At 51.0% G+C, this 18,308-nt stretch carries 18 protein-coding genes and 1 pseudogene; 13 read left to right on the forward strand and 6 right to left on the reverse strand.

Translation table 11 applies throughout. The features are described from left to right. The first annotated feature begins 53 nt into the window (after positions 1-53). A complete protein-coding gene (locus tag FD09_RS06060; protein WP_057819386.1) occupies positions 54-1,040 on the forward strand; it encodes a competence protein CoiA in 987 nt (328 codons plus the stop codon). On the opposite strand, the gene FD09_RS06065 is transcribed toward FD09_RS06060, so the two are convergent. Continuing rightward, on the reverse strand, positions 1,028-1,648 hold the full coding sequence (locus FD09_RS06065; RefSeq protein ID WP_057819388.1) for a DsbA family protein: 621 nt from the start codon (positions 1,646-1,648) through the stop codon (positions 1,028-1,030). The genes FD09_RS06060 and FD09_RS06065 overlap by 13 nt on opposite strands. A gap of 425 nt (positions 1,649-2,073) precedes the next feature. On the opposite strand from FD09_RS06065, the gene yjbM reads away from it, so the two are divergent. Genes yjbM through FD09_RS06080 form a run of 3 tightly spaced genes read left to right on the forward strand, consistent with a single transcriptional unit; the run spans position 2,074 to position 4,485 of the window. Then, a complete protein-coding gene (gene yjbM / locus FD09_RS06070; RefSeq protein WP_057819390.1) occupies positions 2,074-2,790 on the forward strand; it encodes a GTP diphosphokinase in 717 nt (238 codons plus the stop codon). Further along, on the forward strand, positions 2,762-3,586 hold the full coding sequence (locus FD09_RS06075) for an NAD kinase (RefSeq protein ID WP_338054138.1): 825 nt from the start codon (positions 2,762-2,764) through the stop codon (positions 3,584-3,586). The genes yjbM and FD09_RS06075 overlap by 29 nt, the downstream gene beginning before the upstream one ends. Next, positions 3,583-4,485 carry an RluA family pseudouridine synthase gene (locus tag FD09_RS06080; RefSeq protein ID WP_057819392.1) on the forward strand — a complete coding sequence of 301 codons (903 nt, stop codon included), beginning with the start codon at positions 3,583-3,585 and terminating at the stop codon, positions 4,483-4,485. The genes FD09_RS06075 and FD09_RS06080 overlap by 4 nt, the downstream gene beginning before the upstream one ends. A 58-nt stretch (positions 4,486-4,543) precedes the next feature. Here FD09_RS06080 and FD09_RS06085 read toward each other — a convergent pair whose 3' ends face one another. The 3 genes from FD09_RS06085 to FD09_RS06095 form a co-directional block, all read right to left on the reverse strand. Next, entirely contained in the window at positions 4,544-5,188 is a 645-nt protein-coding gene (locus FD09_RS06085; RefSeq protein WP_057819394.1) for a copper homeostasis protein CutC, read from the reverse strand. Positions 5,189-5,209: 21 nt separating this feature from the next. Further along, complete coding sequence (locus FD09_RS06090) at positions 5,210-6,034, reverse strand: undecaprenyl-diphosphate phosphatase (protein WP_057819396.1); 825 nt, start codon at positions 6,032-6,034, stop codon at positions 5,210-5,212. 82 nt (positions 6,035-6,116) lie between these two features. After that, the gene (locus FD09_RS06095) at positions 6,117-7,148 is read right to left on the reverse strand and encodes a lactonase family protein (RefSeq protein WP_057819399.1); all 1,032 of its coding nucleotides are present in this window, start codon (positions 7,146-7,148) and stop codon (positions 6,117-6,119) included. Between the two features lie 139 nt (positions 7,149-7,287). Between FD09_RS06095 and FD09_RS06100 the strand changes: the two genes are divergently transcribed. Further along, positions 7,288-7,677 carry a PTS glucitol/sorbitol transporter subunit IIA gene (locus FD09_RS06100; protein ID WP_057819609.1) on the forward strand — a complete coding sequence of 130 codons (390 nt, stop codon included), beginning with the start codon at positions 7,288-7,290 and terminating at the stop codon, positions 7,675-7,677. Between the two features lie 29 nt (positions 7,678-7,706). Beyond that, positions 7,707-8,969 (forward strand): AI-2E family transporter, encoded by a 1,263-nt coding sequence (locus FD09_RS06105; RefSeq protein ID WP_057819401.1) that lies wholly within the window; start codon positions 7,707-7,709, stop codon positions 8,967-8,969. Positions 8,970-9,031: 62 nt separating this feature from the next. Here the strand turns inward: FD09_RS06105 and rpsN are convergent, their stop codons facing one another. Both rpsN and FD09_RS06115 read right to left on the reverse strand, forming a co-directional pair. Next, entirely contained in the window at positions 9,032-9,301 is a 270-nt protein-coding gene (rpsN, locus tag FD09_RS06110; protein WP_057819403.1) for a 30S ribosomal protein S14, read from the reverse strand. 125 nt (positions 9,302-9,426) lie between these two features. Then, a complete protein-coding gene (locus FD09_RS06115; protein WP_057819404.1) occupies positions 9,427-10,374 on the reverse strand; it encodes a magnesium transporter CorA family protein in 948 nt (315 codons plus the stop codon). Positions 10,375-11,064: 690 nt separating this feature from the next. Between FD09_RS06115 and trmL the strand changes: the two genes are divergently transcribed. The 7 genes and pseudogenes from trmL to FD09_RS17070 all read left to right on the forward strand — a co-directional run. Next, on the forward strand, positions 11,065-11,574 hold the full coding sequence (trmL, locus tag FD09_RS06120) for a tRNA (uridine(34)/cytosine(34)/5-carboxymethylaminomethyluridine(34)-2'-O)-methyltransferase TrmL (RefSeq protein ID WP_057819406.1): 510 nt from the start codon (positions 11,065-11,067) through the stop codon (positions 11,572-11,574). Between the two features lie 66 nt (positions 11,575-11,640). After that, the gene (locus tag FD09_RS06125; RefSeq protein ID WP_057819407.1) at positions 11,641-12,045 is read left to right on the forward strand and encodes a DUF1149 family protein; all 405 of its coding nucleotides are present in this window, start codon (positions 11,641-11,643) and stop codon (positions 12,043-12,045) included. Between the two features lie 137 nt (positions 12,046-12,182). Further along, positions 12,183-14,564, forward strand: a complete 2,382-nt coding sequence (locus tag FD09_RS06130; RefSeq protein ID WP_057819409.1) for a DNA translocase FtsK — start codon at positions 12,183-12,185, stop codon at positions 14,562-14,564. A gap of 14 nt (positions 14,565-14,578) precedes the next feature. Next, on the forward strand, positions 14,579-15,853 hold the full coding sequence (gene yfmF / locus FD09_RS06135) for an EF-P 5-aminopentanol modification-associated protein YfmF (RefSeq protein WP_057819410.1): 1,275 nt from the start codon (positions 14,579-14,581) through the stop codon (positions 15,851-15,853). Then, positions 15,843-17,150 carry an EF-P 5-aminopentanol modification-associated protein YfmH gene (yfmH, locus tag FD09_RS06140; RefSeq protein ID WP_057819412.1) on the forward strand — a complete coding sequence of 436 codons (1,308 nt, stop codon included), beginning with the start codon at positions 15,843-15,845 and terminating at the stop codon, positions 17,148-17,150. The genes yfmF and yfmH overlap by 11 nt, the downstream gene beginning before the upstream one ends. Continuing rightward, entirely contained in the window at positions 17,147-17,875 is a 729-nt protein-coding gene (gene ymfI / locus FD09_RS06145; RefSeq protein WP_057819414.1) for an elongation factor P 5-aminopentanone reductase, read from the forward strand. The genes yfmH and ymfI overlap by 4 nt, the downstream gene beginning before the upstream one ends. 125 nt (positions 17,876-18,000) lie before the next feature. Next, positions 18,001-18,207, forward strand: a pseudogene (locus tag FD09_RS17070) (helix-turn-helix domain-containing protein); the annotation flags it as partial. Positions 18,208-18,308: the final 101 nt, after the last annotated feature.

Raw genomic sequence — 18,308 nt, forward strand, 5'->3', positions numbered from 1 at the left:
CATTCAGTTGACCGGTGCTTTTTTGCGTACTAATTATTGAAGGAGTGATCGGTATGCGGATTGCGTTGAATGGTCAAGGACAATTGGAGTCAGCGGTGATTGCCGCTGCCAATCAGCGACCGCCCTACACTTGTGCGAATTGCCAGCAAGCCGTGCAACTGCGCCGCCGCCAACGGACTTGGTTCTTCGCCCATACACCGCAGGCAGGCGGACAACACGATGTAGAAAGTGCCGGGCACCAGGCGGGGAAAGCCGCGTTAAGTCAGTGGTTGGTAAATAGTCAATTGACGGTGACCAATGAACAGGTCGTGGCGAATGGCCAGCAGCGGATCGATGTCTGTGTCCCCAGTCAGCAACTGGCTTTGGAATACCAGTGCAGTCCCATCACGCAGGCGGATTTGCACGCTCGCCATCGGGGATACGCCGAGGCGGGCTGGCGGGATTGGTGGATACTGGGGGCTAACTATATTCCCCAGTCGCGCTGGTGTGCCAAAACCGCCCAATTTTGTCAATATTCACCGCAGCTTGGTTTTTACGTGTATGTCCTGCGTGCCCCTTATCAGGAATTAGAGTTGTGGCACCATTTGACTAAAGCACCCCATCAAGAAAGGTGGCAGGGTGGGGACAGGGTACGGTATTCGTTGACTCATCCCTGGACCGAATTTAATCGTTGGCACAGTCAGGCGCACAGGGTGGCTAATGCGGCCTCTTTCTCGGTGGCCGCCTGGCGCCAACAGTTAGAATGGCGGGTGCGCCGCCGTGATCCGCGGATGCGGGCTCTTTTGCATAATTTGTATCCCAAGGGTTTGCTGGTGACTGACATTCCCGCCTGGTGTTTCCCAACCACACCGTTGCCACCGGTGTTTACAGGTTCTTTTTTTGATTTTGCCGTGCATACTTGGCTGGCGGAGCGAAGCGGCGGGGCACTTCCGCCACCGCCACGCCTGGACGCGCCGTTGTTATCTTTGACGGCACAAAAAAAGTGGATCGATTATCCGATCCACTGGCTGGCCCGGCAAAGGGCGGGTCATAAAACGTGAAAGTGGCGACGGGAATGGCTGGCGGCATGGTCATCCAGATCGCCGGCGTGGGAAAACAGGCCGCGAATGATATTTTCATTCGTACAACCGGCCACAAGCAAACCGGAATGATCAATATCCTTGGAGTAGTCAAAGAGCACCATGGATGGCGCTGTTTCTACCCCCATTCGGGTGGCGGCGGCCAAGTCTTTTTCGTAGCCGCTCTTCACATACGTGCTATGCCGGTCTTCCCAGAACATGGTCACATCAATGTGGGCTAATTTCAAACCTTCTTCGATTAATGACGGCGTGTACTGGCGATCATGTTCATTGATGGCGGACTGCATGAACAGCAAGAATTGCCGAGCTTTTTTGGTACCTTGAAAACTGGCTGCTTTAAAATCTAATGCCACAGAATAGGCGACCCGATTGATCTCGTTTTGGGCTTTGAGGTCAGTGGGGTCAATATGCTTCAATTCCATGTAGTGTTTCACGATTTTTAAGTTGATCAATGGGACGAATGAGTAATGGACGGTATCCGGGTAGTCCTCAATCGCCCGCAAAGTGGAACGTTCTGCGGATAGGCATTCGATGCCAATTGGATTGACGAACAGAAATATTTCGATCACGGGACAACCTCCAACTTTTTAGTGACCATCGGGGTAAGGAACATCTTAATAAAACAGTGGCTTACTCGAGCAATGCGACAATGACAGCGCCGGCACCGCTTTGCCGCACTTAGGCAAGTGCTGAGTTCTTTTTCTAACACCTGCATCATACCGTATCTTGCCCAGAAAGTGTTGAAATATGCCTCGGCTTCACCCACGACCGAACAAAAAGGCACAGAAGTGGGAAAAACGAATGGCAATTTGTAAAACGTCTTTAAAAACAAAAACAACCCGTTCCCCTAATGTATGGAACGGCTCTCACATATGTTAGAATAACAGAGGTTTGTGTGTCAACTGAGGTGGGAATTTAACAGCGGTGCGCCAGGCATGGCCTGTCTGGTGAATTGGTTTGCCACACTCAGGCACCGAGGAAAGCAGGTATCATCATGGGCAGAGATTGGTCCACATTTTTATTACCCTATGAACAGGCTGTGAACGAATTAAAAATAAAATTAAGGGCATTACGGACAGAGTTTCTAGAAAAAGGGGAACACACTCCGATCGAGTTTGTCACCGGCCGGGTCAAGCCAGTTCCCAGTATTATTGAAAAAATGCATCGCCGGGTCATTGAACCGGCTCTTTTAGAAGAAGACATGCAGGATATTGCGGGCCTGCGTATTCAGTGCCAATTCGTCGAGGATATTTACGACGTCGTCAACTTGTTGCGCGAACGCTCGGATATGCAGGTGGTCGAGGAACGGGATTATGTCACGAATGACAAACCCAGCGGTTATCGCAGTTACCATATGGTGATTTCTTACCCAGTCCAAATGGCTACCGGGGAGAAAAAGATCTTGGCGGAAATTCAGATCCGCACACTGGCGATGAACTTCTGGGCGACCATTGAACATTCCCTCAGCTATAAATACCCGAAGGCATTTCCAAAAGAGATCAACGATCGATTGAAGCGGGCGGCGGAAGCGGCGTTTATGCTGGATAAAGAAATGTCGGCCATTCGCGAAGAAATTCAGGATGCGCAGGTCATGTTTAATTACAGCCGCGGCAAACAATCGACGGGTGCTGGCGGTGAGAGTCAGACGGATAATGATACAGATACGGGAGAGAAAGACGACCATGACGACGATGAAAATCGCGATATTTAGCAATGATAAGCCCAAGTCCCGCACGTTCCGCAATAAATTATCGCGGGAATTACGGGATCGGAATATAATTTTGACCAGCCGCGATCCGGATATCGTGGTGACGGTGGGCGGCGATGGCACACTGCTGTCGGCGTTTCATCGGTATGCCCATCAACTGGACCGGATTCGATTTATTGGGGTACACACTGGCCATCTGGGCTTCTATACTGACTGGCGGGATTATGAACTGCCCGAGTTGGTTGAGGCATTAACGAAAGATTCTGGACAAAGTGTGAGTTATCCGTTGTTGGATGTGTACGTGGAATATTTCGACGGCGGCCACGACCACTATGTCGCGCTGAACGAATCGACCATTCGCCGAGTGAACAAGACCATGAAGTCGGAAGTTTATATTCGCAATGAGCTGTTTGAAAGTTTCCGCGGCGACGGTCTGTGTATTTCCACCCCGACTGGGTCGACGGCCTATTCCAAGTCACTGGGCGGGGCTGTGCTGCATCCCCGGTTAGAGGCATTGCAGATGACCGAAGTGGCCTCCATCAACAATCGACTTTTCCGGACCTTGTCTTCCCCCATCGTGATTGCACCGGATGAATTTATTACCATTCGGCCGGACGCTCAGGAAGATTACATTCTGACGGTGGATTCTTTTACCCATCGGGTGCGGCCAATTTCACAGGTTACTTTCCGAGTCGCTAAAGAGCGGATTCATTTTGCTCGTTATCGCCACATGCACTTCTGGGACCGGGTGGAGGATGCCTTCATCGGCAGCAAGCAGTCCCATGTTAAACGGTCATGATTTTCAAATGGGTCGTACCGGATGATGGACCTGAGTCAATGGAGACCTTTCTCACGCACTTAGGGCTGTCTCGGTCGTTTATTAGCCGCACCAAGTTTAATGGTGGGGCGCTTTTTGTGAACAGTCATCAGCGCAATTCGGATTACCCTATCCATCCTGGAGATGTCATTCGCTTGGTGGCGCCGCCGGAACGCAGTGCGGATAATATTATTCCGTCTGATTTGCCAATCCATGTGCTGTATGAGGATCAAGACTTGTTGATCGTGAATAAACCGCCGTTTGTCGCATCCATTCCCTCCCCGCAGCATCCCCGAGACACCATGGCCAACCGGGTGAAGGGGTATCTGCACGAGATTGGTAATGAAAGTGATGCGGTCCACGTGGTGTCCCGGTTAGACCGGGATACCAGCGGGGTCATGCTGTTTGCCAAGCACAGTTTGGCCCATAGTTTGCTGGATCACCAGATTCAAAGCAAGGCGATGATCAAGGAATATTTTGCCGTGGTGACTGGTGCCTTGGCCCCTGGGAGCGGGTTGATTGATCTGCCCATTGATCGGGCCCCAGATTCGCTGTATGCGCGAATGGTGAAAGTCGGCGGGAAGGCTTCGCTGACGGCCTATACTGTGGATACGACGACGGCGCAGGCAAGCATCGTGTCGGTTCGGCTGTTGACGGGGCGGACACATCAGATTCGGGTCCATTTTGACGCATTAGGCCATCCGCTGGTGGGTGATGATCTATACGGGACCACTAGCCCGTTAATCGATCGGCAGGCTTTGCACGCCCATGTATTGCGGTTGCGGCAGCCGCTGACTGGGCAAAACATTATGGTGACGGCACCGCTGCCCCCGGATTTGTGCAGTTTACGGGCGATGGTTTGGCGCGCTGCGGAAAAATAAAAAACGTCGTGACGGAATTTGCTCCGTGACGACGTTTTTTATTGGTCAGACGGCTGGTTTAAATCGTAACCAGCTTGGTGCCGTGAAGTTGTTTGACGCCAAGTGAAGTCGCAATTTCATCTGCATTCACGGCAGTAATGCCGCCGCCCGGAAGAATAGTGAGATTTTTAGGGGCAGCTTGGACCGTTTCCGCCAGATGGGCGAGGGTGTCTTGAATCGGAATAGTTAACGGGCCGCCGTGGGTGAGAACCCGGGAGACGTCGTGGGCAGCCAGCCATTTTAATGCAGCCGTCTGTTTGTCTTGGGGGATGGCGTCGAAGGCCATGTGGAAGACCACAGTCATTCCCGCTGCCGCGGCAATGAGTTGCGCCATGGCGTCCGTGTCAATGTCGCCAGCCGGGGTCAAAGCACCGGTGACAATGGCGTCGGCCCCGAGTTCCTGGGCGACGAAGACATCAGTCTCCATCATTTTGACTTCGGTGTCGTTATACACGAAATTGCCGCCCCGGGGCCGGATCATGACCGCAATGCTGCGCTGTTTTTCGTGGACATAACGAATGCTTTCGGCCATGACGCCGCGACTGACGGTGGTCCCGCCCACTGCGAGATTGTCATTCAATTCGATGCGGTCCGCCCCAGCGGCCAACAATGCTGGAATATGGGTGAAGTTTTCAACGGCGACTTCTTTTAAAAATTGAACCATGTGGTGACTCCTTTCAACCAACTAATGGAATGAGAACCAGGCAATTACTAAAATCCCTAAAATGATCCGATACCAGCCAAATCCTTGGAAGTCGTTGCGCTTGATAAAGTTCAGCAAGAACCGGATAGAAATATAGGCGACGATGAAAGACACGAATGTACCGACCAGTAACACCATGAGTTCATCCCCAGTGAATGTGTTGCCCTTCAGCAGATACTTGGCTAATTTCAAGCCGGACGCCCCCACCATTGTGGGAATCGCCAGAAAAAATGAAAACTCAGTGGCCACGAAGCGGGAAGCACCAATCGTGATCCCACCAAGAATTGTCGCGCCAGAACGGGAGGTTCCTGGTACTAGACTGAGTAATTGAAAGAGCCCAATCTTGAAGCCCGTAGCAGGACTCACGGCGTTGAGATCCGTTTCCCGTGGTGTCCGATGCGCGTTCCAACGTTCTACGACAATGAACAATACCCCATAAATAATCAACGTGGCACTGATCACAGGCCACGTATTGAGATGTGCATCCATCCAGTCGTTTAGCAACAGGCCGACAATCATGGATGGAATGACTGCTAAGATGACTTTAAACCATAATCGCCACGTATCGCTTTTTTCTGCGTGGGTCTTCTTGGGCGAGAACGGATTGAGGCGATGGAAGTAGAGCACGACCACTGCCAGGATTGCGCCCAGTTGAATCACGACCATGAACATGGTGATAAAGGCTGGGGATTCGTCTAGTTTCACGAATTCGTTAGCCAGGTATAAATGTCCCGTAGAACTGATGGGCAGAAACTCGGTGACACCTTCAATAATGCCTAGGATCACTGCTTTTAAAATATTCAGCACGAAAAAATCCTCCTCAAGATATACATTAACGAGCCTAAGTATATCGTACTGAGGAGGATGGGAGTAGCGCGTTTACCGAAGTTTAACGAACAAAAACGACACACGTGCTCTCCGGCGTCGTAATATCTTGCTGGATCTTGGTCAAGAAGCCGCTTTCTGAATCGCGGCGATACAAAGTCCCGTTATCAGAATCTTGATTCACGACCAAGACATATTTTTCAGTAGGGTCTAGTGCAAAGTCCCGGGGGATCTTACCTTCCGTGCTGATCCGTTGAATTAGACTGATCTTGCGACCGTCCGGGCTGACACTGAACACGGCAATACTATCGTGGCCCCGGTTGGAAGCATATAAGAAGCGGCCATCATGGCTGATGCGAATCGCAGCCGAACCGTTGAAGGCGGTCCAGTCGTCGGGAATGAGGGACGTTTCCATCAGTGGCGAGAAACTGCCCTTAGTGGCGTCATAATTCAAGACAATGACGGCGCTGCCGAGTTCGCCCAGTAAATACGCGATGGACTGGGTCGGGTGGAAGACCATGTGGCGGGGTCCAAAGCCAGCCGGGGTAGCGAATGTCGCCACATGGGTCAATTGACCGTCTGCCGACACATCATATGTGTCCACTTGGTCCATGCCTAAATCGCAGGAGACCAGCCGCTTGTCCGGGGTCAAAATGGTTTGATGGACATGGGCGGCGTCTTGCTCGGGCTTGGGACCATGGCCTTCGTGGGTCACCACGGTCACTTCCGCTAATTCGCCAGCGGGAGACACGGTGAAGACTTGAATGGTGCCCTTATGATAGTTGGCAGCATAGAGCAGAGAGCGGTCGGCATCAAAGAAAATATGGGCCGGCGAAGAGCCCGGAGCCAAGACTTCGTTGATCAACTTAGGGGTGTGGCCCGCCATATCGTAACTAGCGACGCCGCCTTGACCGTCTTTAGCCTCGATGGCAAAAAGATGACGCCCTTGGGGATCATAGGCGATATACGTGGCACCCTTAATTGAAATAATATTTTGCGGGTCACTGATTTTTTCTGTATCGGTATCCAGCGCGGCTTCGTAAATACCTTGCGAAATGCGCTTGGTATAACCGCCGAGATAAATTTTTTCTTGCAAGAGGTTTTGCTCCTTCCATCGGTTCTAGGGAAAAGTATAGCATGGAAACCGGTCTCAAGTCGGGGTCAGAGGAGTGCAGACTATGATAAAATGGGATTTTGTAACAGATACTCCAAAATATGACAAACGAGGCATGATGATGACAGAAACAAAGGCAACAGTCACAGCAATCGGCAAGCAGGCTTTGGGCCATGCCGACCCAATGGTGGTATTGTTTGGTGAGGAAGCCACGGATGAAATTGCGTCCATCGCAGTTATTCAGCGCTTCTCAGACAAAGCCGCGCAGGCCCAGTTAACAATGGCCCAAGGGGATCAAGTGCAGATTAACGATGATCGCTACACGGTCACTTATGTCGGCCGGGCGGCGTCTGCTAACTTGCAGACGCTGGGCCATGTCGCGCTGGTGTTCACTGACAAACTGGCCGGCGATCGATTGCAGAATGCATTGTATCTGGCACCGTTAGATGGCGCTTTGCAAATGCCCGAATTCACGGTGGGCACGCCGCTGGTTTACATCCACCAGGGATAGTACTCGGGCATCACGAAGGGAGATTCGCGATGGAGCAACAACAAAACTCTAATTCACGGAAACAGGCACATTTCAATCAATCCTGGTTTTTCCGCTGGTTCGTCAATAATAAATTAACCGTGGCCTTGGTCAATATTTTGTTGACCTTGATCGTGTTGTTTTTATTCACCAAAGTTGATGGGATCTTTGCGCCGGTTGGCAAAGTGATTAATATTTTGCTGCCGTCCGTTTTGTTAGCCGGTGTATTTTATTACTTAATGGAACCCACAGTGTCTTTTGCTGAACATAAATGGCATGTCCCCCGGGTGGTGTCCACGTTGGTATTGTTTGTTATCATTTTGGCACTGCTGATTTGGGGTGTCCTGACCTTGATCCCGTTGATTCAAACTCAAGTGGGACAATTCGTGGCGGCATTGCCGGGCTATTGGACCGGATTAGAAAAATGGGTCACCGATTTATTGGCCGATTCCCGTTTTCATGCGGTTACCAAGTCGGTAGAAGATGCGATGCACAATGTGTCGTCGAATTGGATCACCCGGGTCCAATCCGGAGCAATTAGTGCACTGCAAAACATTGGTGGCGCCGTGGGCACGATTACGGGTGTCGTGATGGCGATCATCACTGCGCCGTTCTTATTATTCTTTATGCTTAAAAGCCCAGATGCTTTTCGCGATAGCATTGTCCGCATTGCACCGCCGCGTTGGCGGGACCATTTACGCCAAATTTTGACCGAAATTTCTCAATCGATCAGTAACTACATCCGTGGTCAGTTAACTGTGGCTTTCTGGGTCGGTGTCATGTTTGCTATTGGCTACACCGTGATTGGCCAGCGCTATGGTGTCACTTTGGCGATTCTAGCGGCGATTCTGAATTTGATTCCTTACTTAGGGTCTTTTTTGGCCATGGTGCCTAGTGTTCTGGTGGCGGCGATGACATCGCCCCAGATGATCTTCTGGGTCTTGGTCGTCTTCATGGTGGAACAAACGATTGAACAGCGCGTGGTGTCGCCGCTGGTGGTTGGCAGCAAGATGGACATGCATCCTGTGACGACCTTGATGGTCTTGCTGGGTGCTGGTGGTCTGTACGGTCTGCCGGGGGTACTGTTTGGTATCCCGGTATACGCCATCATCAAGATTATTTGGATTCGTTTATGGCACTGGTTCACTAGTACATCCAGTTTGTACGAAACCCAGACCAGTTTACCCGCCCCAGCGCCGGTAGTGAAGGCAAATTCGAAAGCGGATAAGCCTGCGGCGAAAGAACCAACGGATAAAACAGATCCTAAAGAATAAGGGCAATTAAAAAAGTGGCCACCAGGCGAAAATAATTTTCGTTTGGTGGCCACTTTTTCAATTTACCAACTGGCTTTACGGACGCCAGGGATTTGCCCTTTGTGGGCCAAGTCGCGGAACTTGATCCGGCTAATACCGAATTTGCGCATGTACGCATGCGGCCGGCCGTCCAGACGATCCCGGTGATGAATTCGAACTGGGGAGGCGTTGCGGGGCAGCTTTTGCAAGCCGGCATAGTCGTGATTGGCTTTTAACTCAGCACGCACACTGGCGTATTTAGCGACAGTGGCTTCAATCTTCATTTCTTTTTCAATCTTGGACTTTTTTGCCATAAATGGATCTCCTTTCATAGAGAAATTTGAATACACGTTTTTCTGGGTCACAAACAAGATCATTATAGCACGTGGGCTTAGCACTAACAATTAGTAAGTGCTCATATGTGCATTCGTTCATTCTTTTAGAACAGATGACGCCGATAGAACCAGTAACCCACTAATGCCACAATAATCAGCGACATAATGATGGTGATGATCCAGCTCAGGCTCAGATCGGCCATGGGCAGCTTCATGTTCATGCCGTAAAAACTGAAAACCAGGGTCGGAATAGTCAAAAGGATGGAGTACACTGTGAGAAATTTCATGACTGTGTTCATATTGTTGTTAATAATGGACGAGTACGTGTCGGTGGATTCATTCAGAATGTTATTGCTGATTTGGGCCATTTCCACACTCTGTTGGACTTCGGTCAATATATCTTCAAGATAGTCGTCGTCGATTTCACTTAACGGGAAGTGAGGTGCTTTGCGTAACGCTTCTAAGACTAACCGATCAGTGCGCAGAGACATTAAGAAATAAACTAAGCCGCGTTGGATCCGCATCAGATCATACAGATCCCGGTTGCGCATATTTCGTTGCAGGCGATCTTCGGTGCGTTCCCGACTTTTATTCATATCCCGCAAATAGCGCTGATAATTAGAGACCACGTGGGCCAGAATACTTAACACGGCATGAGCTGGTTTAGTCGGATTCAAGTGCCGCCGGTTATCACTGAAAGAATCGAGGAACGGCATGCGGTTATTGGAGATTGTGACCAGATGATTTTTGGTCAAGACAATGGCCAACGGCACTGTGCGATAAATCCCGTCATGATCCTTGCTGTTCCGTTGGAGAACAGGGACGTCGAAGATAATTAGCGTCGCGTCATCATCTTCATTGTATTCAGTCCGGGCATTCTCATCTTTATCCAAGCCGTAGTAGATAAATGATTCCGGGATGTCCGTTTTGCCCAGCAGTGTCGCTATTTCTTCAGCAGTCGGATCCACCACGTTGATCCATGTATGATTGGCAAATGAATTGCTGGCTGTCAATTGATGGTGCTGGCGGTCGTAAGCATATACTTTTAGCATGGTATTGCTCGCTTTCATCGTTTTTCTTGACTATAAACCTCGGGGAAAAATTAGTCTAGACCTGTTGCATTTTACACAACTGGGTGCTATATTATTTTCAACGTCCTTTTCGCTTACTTTTCTCAGAAATTCTTTTGATAAAAACAAGCGATGAGACCTCACTAACGTACGACTTCGCCGTGGCATAACACCGAAGTAGTGCGTTTTTTTTATGGAGAGGGCGCAGCCGACCGGTTAGGGGCGTAGGCAGAAGGCAGGGCAGGCAGAAAACCCGCACTTAGGTTTTATGTCTGCCCTGCCTTCTGCCCTAGCCCCTGGTCGGCGGAGCCCGTTTTGGAGGGCGCGGTGAGGCGCAGAAAACCTGCACTTAGGTTTTATGTGCCTGCGCTCTTGCACCCTAGCTTCTGCTTGGCTCCGCCCGTTTAAGAAGGGGACCGGGCAGGCAGAAAACCCGCACTTAGGTTTTATGTCTGCCCTGCCTTCTGCCCTAGCCCCTGGTCGGCGGAGCCCGTTTCGGGGCGCTAATCCCCTACTTGGGTTGGGGACTTTGCCCGGGGATACTGAGGCGTGGAGCCCATTATAAGAGGAAGCAGAGACCCACGAGCCCACATACACTCACCAAAATTCGCACCACTCTTGCACCTGCTGTACAATACATATAAGAAATTTGACGCAAAGAAGGAGCTTCTCGTGACTAATCATATTGTACTATACGAACCACTCATGCCGGCCAATACAGGCAACATCGCCCGCACCTGTGCAGCGACCGGCAGCACTTTGGATTTAATCTACCCCTTAGGATTCGAGCTGAGCGACCGAAACATGAAGCGAGCCGGGCTGGATTATTGGGATAACGTTAATTTAGTGGAACATGATGATCTGAACGCCTTCATGGCGACATTACCAGATACCCAGCATCTCTATTTGATCAGCAAGTTTTCTGACTTGGTATACACCGACCAAGACTTTTCCGATACAGAGGTTGATCACTATTTTATGTTCGGCAAAGAAACCACAGGGTTGCCTGAAGACTTCATGCAGAAATACCATGACCGGTGTTTGCGGATTCCCATGACGGATAAAGTGCGGGCTCTTAACCTGGCGAATTCAGTGGCTATTGTCATCTACGAGGCGGTCCGCCAGCAGCACTTTACGGGTCTGGAAGAGCACCATGTTTATCCCCACGACAAGTGGAAGTAGGTTGCGTCACACTGTAAAAATTGCCATACTGGATATAACAAACCGAGCAATTTTTGGAGGGTAAAAATGGAAACTAAAAAATTCCCAATCGTGGTGAATTCGTTCCACTATGATTTACTGCAAAAGGGCGATCAGCCCAGTCAAGACGTGCAAGTCGCCATGCGTAAAGTACAGCCGACCGACGAGCGGTTGAAGGGCACTGAGAAGGATGGAGCCTTCTTTGAAATTATGGTGCCCTTTGATGTGACTGTGGAAGACAATGGCTTCAAGGTATCCGGTTCGATCAGCCGGGTGGTGCAGACATTAGGCTATGAGGGCGAAGCCAGTGAACTACCGCCGGATGAATTAGAGAAATTGTCCCGGCCATTGGTGGAATATATTGAAACACTGACCTATCAAGTCACCGCGGTGGCTTTGAACGAGGGAGTTTCATTGAATTTCCAAGCTTCTGGGGAACCAGAAAGCAAGTAATCTTGAGACAGTAAGCTGGCGTCGGCATGTCTGACTGCCAGCCAAGAGGGAGCGGGCCGAACCGGTTTGGTTTTGTCCGCTCTTTTCTAATATAATAGTGATTCAGAGTAATGGATTGAACGGAGGAAAAAGTCATCATGGCGAAGCGGAAAACCGCGCGAACTCGAAAAACTACCAGCCGACCGAAACGGCGTACACCAAAACAAGCCGATTTATCCTTGAATGTGATTGGCTTTGCATTCTTGTTATTGGCTGTTTTGGCGACATTTCGGTTGGGGTTTTTAGGGGTGTTTTTAGCCAATGCGCTGCGGCTGCTGGTGGGTGACACGTATATTTTAGCAGCCGTCTTGCTGGGTGCTTTTGGGTTCATGCTGATGGCCAATGGTGAACTGCCTGAAGTGCCCGGGCGGCGTACTGGCGGCTTAGCAATTACTTATTGCGGCAGCCTGCTCATGATGACGGCCATGTTTTTCCAGCAAGCCAACATGCATAGTCGCTTCCTGGCCTACATTTGGGGTGCACTGTCGGCCGAATTTCAGCGGGCAGCTATTACCGAGAGTGTGGGCGGCGGCTTGATTGGCACTACCTTGTACAGCGGCAGTTATTTTTTGGTTTCTCAGATTGGCACCTACATCGTGGCGCTGCTCTTAATGCTGGGTGGGGCGATGCTGTTCTTTGGCGTGCCCTTTGCCCGGGTGGTGCATGTGGCCCAACATGTGGAGACTGGTTCGGTGGCCATGAGTCGCGCCGCCCGCCATCACACTGTATCGTTTTGGGCCAAAGTGCAAGAACGCTTTTTTGAAGATTCAACAACTGCTAGTGGCACCCCAGAGACGAAGGCGACCCCTAAGGCCGCAGAGGCTGAACAACCGGCGACTCCAGCAGCCCCGAACAACACCACATCTGAAGCGGCTCCGGCTAAGTCGGATGATTTTGTTATTGACGCGCCGACAGCGGCGGCCCCGAAGTCCCAGGCACCGGTGTCCGGTATGACGGATGAACCTCAACCGGCGGATATTGCGCCAGACTCGACTGAGGATACGGACTTGCCGATACGCACCACGAAAGTTGCGGAGAACTACACACTGCCGCCCACTGATTTATTGACTGCAATTCCTCCGACAGATCAAAGCGCGGAGGTCTCCACGATCAATAAGAATCGCCGCAAACTGGAGGATACGTTGGCCAGTTTTGGCGTTCATGCCGCAGTAAAAAAAGCCAGCTTAGGGCCGGCGGTTACCAAGTACGAAGTGCAACCGGCGGCCGGCGTGAAGGTTTCTCGAATCGTCAATTTAACCGACGATTTGGCATTGGCGTTAGCGGCTAAAGACATCCGAATGGAAGCACCGATTCCCGGTAAGCCTTATGTGGGAATTGAGGTTCCGAATCAGCAAGTGTCCACGGTGTCTTTCCGGGATGTGGTGGAACACCTGCCCTTGGATGAAACCCACTTGTTGCGGGTGCCACTAGGTAAAGATGTGACGGGCCGGGTGATCAGCGCGGATCTGTCGAAGATGCCCCACTTACTGATTGCCGGTTCCACCGGGAGTGGTAAATCCGTGATGATCAACACGATTATCACTAGTCTGTTATTACGGACTCGGCCCGACCAAGTGAAACTGATGCTTATCGATCCGAAGATGGTCGAACTCAGCGTATATAACGGGGTACCGCATCTGTTAATTCCAGTGGTGACGGAAGCCAAGAAGGCGGCCGGGGCATTAAACAAAGTGGTGGCAGAAATGGAACGACGCTATGAACTGTTTGCCCATGCCAGTTTGCGGAACATGGGGGAGTACAATGCCAAAGCGACGGCGTTCAATGCCACTGCAGAAGGTAAAAAAACGCCTATGCCCATTTTGCCTTACATCGTCGTCATTGTGGATGAGTTATCCGATCTGATGATGGTTGCCGGTAACGAGGTCGAAACAGCCATTGTGCGGTTGGCTCAAATGGCCCGAGCTGCCGGGATTCATATGATCATTGCCACCCAGCGGCCGTCAGTCGACGTCATTACCGGCTTGATCAAAGCGAACATTCCATCCCGCATTGCCTTTGCCGTTTCCAGCGGGATCGATTCCCGGACTATTTTGGATCAAACTGGGGCTGAGAAACTGCTGGGACGGGGAGACATGTTGTTCCTGCCGATGGGAGCGAGCAAGCCAACCCGGATTCAAGGTGCTTACATTTCGTCTGAAGATGTGGAAAAAGTAGTGGCCTTTGTCGCCGATCAGCAACCAGCAGAGTATGATCAATCGATGGAACCAACGGAAGATGATCTCAACGGAATTGGCGCCAGCAAAGACAAAGACAGTGAAGACGAATACTTTAATGATGCCGTCACTTTATTGAAAGATCAAGATTCGGCCAGTGTCTCCATGCTTCAACGGCGGTTTCGTATTGGTTACAACCGGGCTGCTCGATTAATGGATGAGCTGGAAGCGCATGGCGTGGTCAGTGGGCCGGATGGTTCCAAACCGCGCAAGGTGCTGAATCGAACCGGGCAAGCAACGAGTTGAAAGGTAGGTAATGTATGGCATTTTCCCAAGATTTACGACGTGGCGTGCACCTCACTGTTGTGCCCAGTCAGAAATTTAAAACAGTGTCTGCTGCAGTGAATTTTATTGCGCCATTAGAATTAAATACGTTGACGGAGCGGCAATTGATTGCCAATCTGTGGCCAGTAGCCAACGCCCAGTATCCAGACCCGCGGCAATTGACCATGGCGTTGCAGGACCTGTATGGTGCTAGTTTACGTACTGGCGTGGATCGAGAAGGGGCACTGAGTATCGTCAGTGCCCAATTACAGTTTTTGAGTGACCGCACTTTGCCTGCTGGGGAATCCTTATTACCCCAGGCCCTGGCTTTGCTGCAAAGTATTGTGTGGCAGCCGCTCCTGCAACAAGGGGATTATGCGCCCAGTTTTTTTAAGCCTGAACGCGATAATTTAGATCATGAATTGCGCAGTGTGATGGATAGCGCAGATAATGCGGCGGTACTGACTGCTCAGAAACAGTACTTCCAGCATGCGCCGGAGCAGGCCGCTTTATTAGCAGGAACGCCTGCCACGATTGCCGCCGCTAATGCCGCACAGTTGGCGGCTTACTGGACACACATGCAGGATACGGACCAAATTGAGATCGTCATCACCGGGGATGTGGACCCCCAGCAGGCGGCGGCAATTGTCAACGCTTGGTCGATTGCCCCCCGGCCAATTGTCCCGACACCGATCCAATGGACGGGCAAGTTGCCTCATCTGCGTCAATGGCAGGTTGCGGCGCCTTTTCAACAAAGCCAATTAATCATGATGTATCACCTGCCTGTAACATATTATGGGCCAAAGTATTTTGACTATATGGTGACAGACGCTCTGTTTGGCGGATCGGCTAGCTCACTTTTATTTGCGGCGGTACGGGAACAGGCCAGCCTGGCGTATTATGCTGGGACGGACTTGGATGCCCAGACTGGGACGACATTGCTGCAGGCGGGTATTGATCCTGGTACGGCGGACCAAGTCCGGGCAATCGTTGCCCAGACATTGGAGCAACTGCAGACTGGTGATTTTACCGATGTACGGCTGCACAGTATTCAAGAAGAATTGATTGGGATGCGGCTGGGTGAAGCGGATCGCCAAAGCGATGTGAACAGCCGGGCACTATTACAGCGGCGATTGCCGGATGCAGATATGACCACGACGACCTTTACCCAGGGCATTCAAAATGTGACTCGAGAGCAAGTGGCCGCTTGTGCGAAGCAGTACCAATTGGTGGTCGATTTCTTACAGGAAGGGGCAAGCCATGATGACTGATCAATTTCCACCATTACCGGAAACTGTGCAGCAACAAGTATTGCCCAATGGGCTGACGGTGATCGGCATTCAAAAGCCTGGTTTCGTTCGTCATTATGCCCAGCTGACAGTGTTCTTCGGCAGCGCCAGCACCCGCACGGTGACGGCCAGTGATGGCACGACGGTGACACTGCCAGCGGGTATGGCCCATTTTCTGGAACACAAGATGTTTGATAAAGGGACCTACGATGCGGCGGATTTGTTCGCCGCTCGGGGCGCAGACGTGAATGCCTACACGACCCGGGATATCACCAACTATTATTGCTCCGGTCTGCAAAACATTCAGGCGGATGTCCAGGACTTGATCAATTTTGTCCTGACACCGTATTTCACTCAGGAAACGGTGGAACGGGAGCAGGGGATTATCGCCCAGGAAATTCAGATGTACCAAGACGAGCCGGATTATGCGAGCCAACAAGTCTTATGGGAGCATCTTTTCCCCGATAGTATTATTGCTGAGGATGTGGCTGGCACCAGAGCCAGTATCGTCCAGATTACGCCGGCCATTTTACGGGCGGCCTACGATACGTATTACCAGGCCCATAACATGCAATTGGTGGTCATCGGTGATTTTGATTTCACGCAATTGATAGACCAGTTGACCTTCCCGGCTGTCGCTACGCCAAAACGTGCTGTCCCGGCTGCGCCAGTTGTGCAAGAAAATGTGAAAACAGCGCCCCGTCTCATGCGGGCCCCCTCAAGCCTCCCAGAAGCATGGCTAGGCGTTAGATTACCAGCCATGCCGGATCCCATCCAGCGGATGCGGATGTCGTTATTGCTGGATATTTTACTCAGCGGTTTATTGTTGGAATCTGCACCGGATTTTCTTCACTTATATCAGGACGGCTGGATCGATGATTCGTTCTTGGTGGATGCTGAACTTCATTCCCAATTTGGGGTACTGACCGTGGGTGGTAAAACACCAGTGCCGGTCTCGCTGCTACACACATTGACGCATATCCTGACGGTGGAGCATGCACGGCAAGCGATCACCCCGACGGCGTTTGCCCATTTACAAAAAGAACTGATCGGCCGCACGATTACCGGGTTTGATCATTACGGCTGGCTCGCCCAGCAGATGATTGATACGGCTGATTTGCGTGAAGGTGATCGGCATAGTATTTATTCGGTGAATGGGTTGGCCAATATGGTGGCCAGTTTGAATCGAGCAGAATTACTGACGCTGGCTGAGCAGTTATTACAGCCCAGCAAAATGTCAGCGGTACTGGTTTCGCCGGAGGAGGGTGAACACGAATGAAACGGGTATTGTTATGCGGCGCTACCGGCGCGATCGGTCAGGCGGCGGCGCGTACCCTCGCCGCGGCCGGCTGGTCGCTGTACTTGCAAGGATGGCAGCATATGGCGCGCATCCATGATTTGGTCCGCGAGTTACAAATTCGGTATCCGCAACAGGAGTTTTTACCACTGCAGGCCGATTTTTCAGTGGCTGATCCGGTTACGCCCATTAAAGACAATTTGTTTGGTGTGGACGCGGTTGTTTTCAGTCAAGGGATCACCGATTATGAATTGTTTGTCGATGCCCCGGCGGATGTGTTGGATCGGCTTTGGCTAGTGAATGTCCGCTCGCCATTACTGATCACGCAGAGCTTACAAGAAAAGTTAGCACAAACTGGCCATGGTCGAATTGTCTACTTAGGTTCTGTTTACGGCGGCCAGGGCAGTGCCATGGAGGCCATTTACAGTATGACTAAGGGCGCACTCTCTGCATTTGCCCAGGCCTATGCCCGCGAGGTCGCCTCGTTAGGCATCACCGTAAATGTGATTGCTCCTGGTGCTGTGGACACACCAATGAACGCTGCCATGCTGGCGGGAGCTGCCAGGGAAGAATTAACCACAGAAATTCCCGCTGGCCGCCTCGCTGCGCCTCAAGATGTGGCATACTGGTTACGGGTACTGTTAGCTCCAGAAGCGCAATATTTAACAGGTCAAACAATTTATGTTTCTGGCGGCTGGTTAGTGTAACATATATGGATATGAATACGGTCAGGGTATTAATGGCTGGCCGTTCTTAACACAATCTTTCATTGGTGCGGTTGTAGCCCTATGATATACTGTCCTTGAAAATAACTTAGTGGGTGAATATTTAAATGGATGAAGTTGGTAACAAATTGCGGGAAGCCCGAGTTGCAAAGGGCTATACGATTGATGACCTGCAACAGATCACAAAGATTCAAAAACGTTATTTAATCGCCATCGAAGAAGGTAATTTTGATGCATTGCCCGGCGACTTTTATGTCCGGGCATTTATCAAACAATATGCGGAAACGGTGGGAATTGATGGTCAGAAACTGCTGGATCAATACAGCAAGGATATTCCCCAACCGGCACAACCAGCGGCAGTTGAAGAAGAGGAAACACCCGCAGACAAGCGGCGGGAATCACGACCTTTGGCCAG

This window comes from Schleiferilactobacillus perolens DSM 12744, assembly GCF_001435585.1.
Taxonomy (GTDB): Bacteria; Bacillota; Bacilli; order Lactobacillales; family Lactobacillaceae; genus Schleiferilactobacillus; species Schleiferilactobacillus perolens.

Excerpts from the sequence above, each read along its gene's own strand:
- ymfI (WP_057819414.1), top strand. The coding sequence starts at position 17,147 with ATGAAACGGGTATTGTTATGCGGCGCTACCGGCGCGATCGGTCAGGCG.
- FD09_RS06075 (WP_338054138.1), top strand. The coding sequence starts at position 2,762 with ATGACGACGATGAAAATCGCGATATTTAGCAATGATAAGCCCAAGTCC.
- yjbM (WP_057819390.1), top strand. The coding sequence starts at position 2,074 with ATGGGCAGAGATTGGTCCACATTTTTATTACCCTATGAACAGGCTGTG.
- FD09_RS06130 (WP_057819409.1), top strand. The coding sequence starts at position 12,183 with ATGGCGAAGCGGAAAACCGCGCGAACTCGAAAAACTACCAGCCGACCG.
- FD09_RS06100 (WP_057819609.1), top strand. The coding sequence starts at position 7,288 with ATGACAGAAACAAAGGCAACAGTCACAGCAATCGGCAAGCAGGCTTTG.
- FD09_RS06115 (WP_057819404.1), bottom strand. The coding sequence starts at position 10,374 with ATGCTAAAAGTATATGCTTACGACCGCCAGCACCATCAATTGACAGCC.
- FD09_RS06085 (WP_057819394.1), bottom strand. The coding sequence starts at position 5,188 with ATGGTTCAATTTTTAAAAGAAGTCGCCGTTGAAAACTTCACCCATATT.
- FD09_RS06105 (WP_057819401.1), top strand. The coding sequence starts at position 7,707 with ATGGAGCAACAACAAAACTCTAATTCACGGAAACAGGCACATTTCAAT.
- yfmF (WP_057819410.1), top strand. The coding sequence starts at position 14,579 with ATGGCATTTTCCCAAGATTTACGACGTGGCGTGCACCTCACTGTTGTG.
- yfmH (WP_057819412.1), top strand. The coding sequence starts at position 15,843 with ATGATGACTGATCAATTTCCACCATTACCGGAAACTGTGCAGCAACAA.
- rpsN (WP_057819403.1), bottom strand. The coding sequence starts at position 9,301 with ATGGCAAAAAAGTCCAAGATTGAAAAAGAAATGAAGATTGAAGCCACT.
- FD09_RS06125 (WP_057819407.1), top strand. The coding sequence starts at position 11,641 with ATGGAAACTAAAAAATTCCCAATCGTGGTGAATTCGTTCCACTATGAT.
- FD09_RS06060 (WP_057819386.1), top strand. The coding sequence starts at position 54 with ATGCGGATTGCGTTGAATGGTCAAGGACAATTGGAGTCAGCGGTGATT.
- FD09_RS06080 (WP_057819392.1), top strand. The coding sequence starts at position 3,583 with ATGATTTTCAAATGGGTCGTACCGGATGATGGACCTGAGTCAATGGAG.